Source organism: Candidatus Macondimonas diazotrophica (assembly GCF_004684205.1).
In the GTDB taxonomy this organism is placed as follows: Bacteria; Pseudomonadota; Gammaproteobacteria; order UBA5335; family UBA5335; genus Macondimonas; species Macondimonas diazotrophica.
Genome location: NZ_SRIO01000052.1, coordinates 1 through 2,220, shown reverse-complemented (window position 1 = coordinate 2,220; position 2,220 = coordinate 1). Strand labels below are relative to the sequence as shown.

General features: G+C 49.2%; 5 protein-coding genes. All 5 read left to right on the top strand.

Features of this window, described 5'->3' with window-relative positions; all coding sequences use genetic code 11:
- Positions 1 to 187: 187 nt before the first annotated feature.
- The 5 genes from E4680_RS13735 to E4680_RS13720 all read left to right on the top strand — a co-directional run bounded on the left by E4680_RS13735 (position 188) and on the right by E4680_RS13720 (position 2,176).
- Positions 188 to 562, top strand: a complete 375-nt coding sequence (locus E4680_RS13735; protein ID WP_135282993.1) for a hypothetical protein — start codon at positions 188 to 190, stop codon at positions 560 to 562.
- Between the two features lie 183 nt (positions 563 to 745).
- Positions 746 to 910 (top strand): hypothetical protein, encoded by a 165-nt coding sequence (locus tag E4680_RS14200; RefSeq protein WP_167792533.1) that lies wholly within the window; start codon positions 746 to 748, stop codon positions 908 to 910.
- A gap of 172 nt (positions 911 to 1,082) precedes the next feature.
- The gene (locus E4680_RS13730) at positions 1,083 to 1,352 is read left to right on the top strand and encodes a hypothetical protein (protein WP_135282992.1); all 270 of its coding nucleotides are present in this window, start codon (positions 1,083 to 1,085) and stop codon (positions 1,350 to 1,352) included.
- A gap of 238 nt (positions 1,353 to 1,590) precedes the next feature.
- Positions 1,591 to 1,830: a hypothetical protein gene (locus E4680_RS13725; protein WP_135282991.1), complete on the top strand. Its 240-nt coding sequence runs from the start codon at positions 1,591 to 1,593 to the stop codon at positions 1,828 to 1,830.
- Positions 1,820 to 2,176, top strand: coding sequence for a hypothetical protein (locus tag E4680_RS13720; protein WP_167792532.1), 357 nt, complete (start codon positions 1,820 to 1,822; stop codon positions 2,174 to 2,176). The genes E4680_RS13725 and E4680_RS13720 overlap by 11 nt, the downstream gene beginning before the upstream one ends.
- Positions 2,177 to 2,220 lie beyond the last annotated feature (44 nt).

The following is a 2,220-nucleotide window of genomic DNA, read 5'->3' as shown; positions in this document are numbered from 1 at the left end:
CTAAGCACCGCATCAGCCGTGATCGCACCGGACGACTCAGCAACGAAACCCTGATCGAGATGGCCACAGCCGATATGATTTAGGTGTTGACAAACCTGAAATCAATGATAAGCTATAGGCATGTCAACAAGGACCGTAGCGGTTTTCGCTACTCACCTGACCAAAACCTTTGATAGGGATAATGAACATGTACACCGATATTGTAGATCACCCGTTTGACCTGACAGGTCTTAGTCCATTCGCCCGTGCTTGGGTGATGGTCAGCCGTCCCGATTGCCCGATCGATTTGACGGGTCTTAAACCATCTGAGCGTGCATGGGTGATGGTCAATCGTCCAGACTGCCCGATTGATATGACTGGTCTAAGCCCCTACGATCGCGCATGGGTGATGGCAAGACGCCCTGATTGCCCGATCGATCTTACTGGGCTGAGTTCAAGCCACCGTGCCTACGTCATGGTATACCGTCCCGATTGCCCGATCGATATGACGGGTCTTGATCCAGAAGACCGCGCGTTGGTGATGGACAGCCGTCCTGATTACCCATTTGACCAAGACCTCTGATAGGGATAATGAACATGACAGTTACAACAAGCCTTACTAACGATGAGTTCATCCGTGAGGTAGAGCACCAAGTCAATAGGTATGGATTCGTGGAGGATGGTTTAGCCCGCGAACTCCTCGACCGATTCAAAGCGGTGCTGGATGTGATTCACAGTGTGTCTGCGGAGTAAAGGAAGCCAAACCATGTATGACGAACGCGGTTTTCCAGGCTACGGTGACCCTGAAACATGGGGACCTGTCACCAGCCCTCTTGATCCAAGGTACGTCGAAATCGATGATTACGAAAGCGACTTTGAACCCGACTGGGAGGACATTTACGAAAGCAGTCTGGATGATTGGACCCCATGATTACCATTGATGATATCCGGAAGACGGGGATGACGCCCGAGAATGCCAGACTGCTTGGCTTTGTCTTGACACGGTGGTTTGGGGTTAGCTTCCCAGCCTTCAGCGAGAATCTAGAATTCTCACAGCTATGCCTCGATGCAATAGAGGCGATGCAGAAAGCGGAGGGTTAGATATGATCAGACGATTGATTGTAAAAGAAGTAGAATTCGTGGCAGAAGTCAAACCAAATACCGTGGAATTGGCCAGGGAATTCGTATCTATAAGCGCTGCTGAGCAAGCTCAAGTTATCAGTAGTATCGCAAAGCGCTTTGCTAGAGTTGGGTCGCACCATGAGCTAGTGTGTTCGCAAGCGGACTTTCTTTCCAGCATTGCAAACAGCGAGGCTTTGACCGATCAAGCAAAGCGATCGATCATTGACCTGGCTGACATGATACGGGGTTAGATATGATTGAGCGTAGGATCAGCTGCGAGATCAAGCTCAGCGAACAAGAGCTAATAGATGAGTTCTACTATAGAAACCCTTGGAATCAAAGAGTGTTTTTTAATGAGGTTGCAAGGAATTTTTTGGAGTCTAACACGGAACGTTCTTCCAGCAGCTACCGTATAGCTGCTGAGCCATCACTGACCGATCAAGCGAAGGGTTGGATCCTTGCCCTAGCCGATGCAATCAGGAGTAAAGCATGATTGACCGAGGATTTAGTTTCGAGGTTTCTGACTCGGAGTTGGCAAATGAATTTTCTTTCATGAATGCAAAAGAGCAAGCAGGGTTCTTCAACGGGATTGCGAGGGATTTTCCTCAAACCAATGAGGACCCAGCCCCTTACATCTATGTCATAGCCAATGACCCGCTTTTGACCTGCCAGGCTAAGCGCTGGATCATTGATCTGGCTGACCATATCCGGGGGTTAGATGCGACGTGACTTGACAAAAGAACAGGTGCTACAGTTATGGCTCGACCATCGCAATACCAAAAGGGTGATCGGGATAACCGGATGGAAGGAGAACGAAGTGTGCAGCATCATTGCTGAATGGCGTCATAAGTTCTATGCTGCCAAGGTGAAGCCCAAGCGGAAGGCAAAGAGGGCAGTCAAGGTGAAGGAGTATTGCTCCTGCGGTATGGATATCGAACTGTTTGATTTCCTGTGCCTGGACTGCTGTATCCGATCCATTGATTCGAAACTTCCGGACCATGAACGCGCGGCGAACTGGTCCAAGATTCCGAAATACATGCAGCTCGCTGTTGCTGCTAAGGTAGGTGCACAATGAATAACTTTGCGATTGGCCTTGAAGACAAAGACATCCATTATCTG